General features: G+C 51.2%; 2 protein-coding genes and 1 pseudogene. 1 reads left to right on the forward strand and 2 read right to left on the reverse strand.

All coding sequences use genetic code 11. The features are described from left to right. Positions 1 to 250: hypothetical protein (locus tag KDK14_RS10075; RefSeq protein WP_257264972.1), on the forward strand; the 250-nt coding region annotated here is incomplete at its 5' end. 76 nt (positions 251 to 326) lie between these two features. Here KDK14_RS10075 and rplI read toward each other — a convergent pair. Both rplI and KDK14_RS10085 read right to left on the reverse strand, forming a co-directional pair. Further along, the gene (gene rplI, locus KDK14_RS10080) at positions 327 to 773 is read right to left on the reverse strand and encodes a 50S ribosomal protein L9 (protein WP_257264973.1); all 447 of its coding nucleotides are present in this window, start codon (positions 771 to 773) and stop codon (positions 327 to 329) included. A 25-nt stretch (positions 774 to 798) separates the two neighbouring features. Next, positions 799 to 1,367, reverse strand: a pseudogene (locus tag KDK14_RS10085) (hypothetical protein); the annotation flags it as partial.

The following is a 1,367-nucleotide window of genomic DNA, read 5'->3' on the forward strand; positions in this document are numbered from 1 at the left end:
AATCATCAGGAACGCTGAGTTTAAAATGGGAAAGTTATTTTTAGACGACTCCTTATCACCTGAATTAAGGAATTGGCCGGAAATAATTCCAACATTTCTGAGCCTCGCAACTCCGTTTGTCCTGAGCCTGTCGAAGGGCGTGTATCCGGCCTCGATTATCGTGGCAGTCATCCCTCAGGATGAACGGAGACCGAGTTTAAAATGTCGAAATTATTTAAGGACAATTCCTGAAAGAGAAAACAACCGATGAATTGTCATAAAGCGGGTTAAAAAAAACCGGAGACTCATTAGAGTTCCGGTCTTTAATCTATCCGTTTCCGAACTGATTATTCAGCTTCGATGAACACCTTGATGGTTGCCGCAACGTCAGAGTGCAGCTGGATGCCAACGTCGTATTCACCAACGGCACGAATTGGGCCTTCTGGCAGACGGATTTCGCTCTTGGCAACCGGAACACCGGCAGACGTGATGGCTTCAGCCAGATCCCGGGCACCGATGGAACCGAACAGTTTACCTTCCTCGCCCGCTTTGGCGGTCAGGGTCAGTTCGATTTCAGCCATCTCCTCAGCACGCTTCTGAGCGCTGCCCAGTTGCTCATTAGCGGAATTCTCAAGCTCGGCACGACGAGCTTCAAAAGTAGCCAGATTCCCTGAAGTGGCAGGCAGGGCCTTGCCAAAGGGAATCAGAAAGTTACGGCCATAACCGTTTTTGACGGTGACCTTGTCGCCCAGCTTACCAAGCTTGGCAATTTTTTCGAGCAGGATTACTTCCATTTCGTTAGCCTCTATCTAGTACCTGTCATCCCTGATGCAGTCGGTTATTCGCGCGGGCGCGAAAATCAAAAAGACTGTCCAGACATGCAGTTAAAACAATGACCGGGTACGCCAGTTGCGTGACAAAAATCAACAGGAGGTAAAACCCCACTAGCCAGAAGCGTCCAAGTTTCCTTATGCCAACCAGTCCGTGGATCATGGCCAGCCCCGTCACCAATAATGGCAGTGTCGCGGCAGGAACCAGTACCAGCAGGAAAGGAACAAGGGTTGCTCCCACAAGGGTGAACGCCAGAAGCGCCAGGGCAACAGAAAACGGCAGGCGGATCTGGTGAAACTCTTCACGAAATCCACCCGGGTTATAAAGCTGCGCCTGCCAGAATCTGGCCAACACCAACCCGAGGATGCAGCTCAGCAGGTTAAACCAGGTGACCACACCAATAACCCCGTATTTCACCAACGGTTCGATACTTGCGGCCAGGTCGCCTGTACTCTGCCCTGCCTGCTGAACATAGTCATGGATTAATGTCATGACCAGATCGCTGATCAGGGTGATCTGCTGTGGAGCCAGCAGCGCCACCACCAGAGCGATGATCG

The organism is Endozoicomonas sp. ONNA2 (genome assembly GCF_024606365.1).
Lineage (GTDB): Bacteria > Pseudomonadota > Gammaproteobacteria > Pseudomonadales > Endozoicomonadaceae > Endozoicomonas.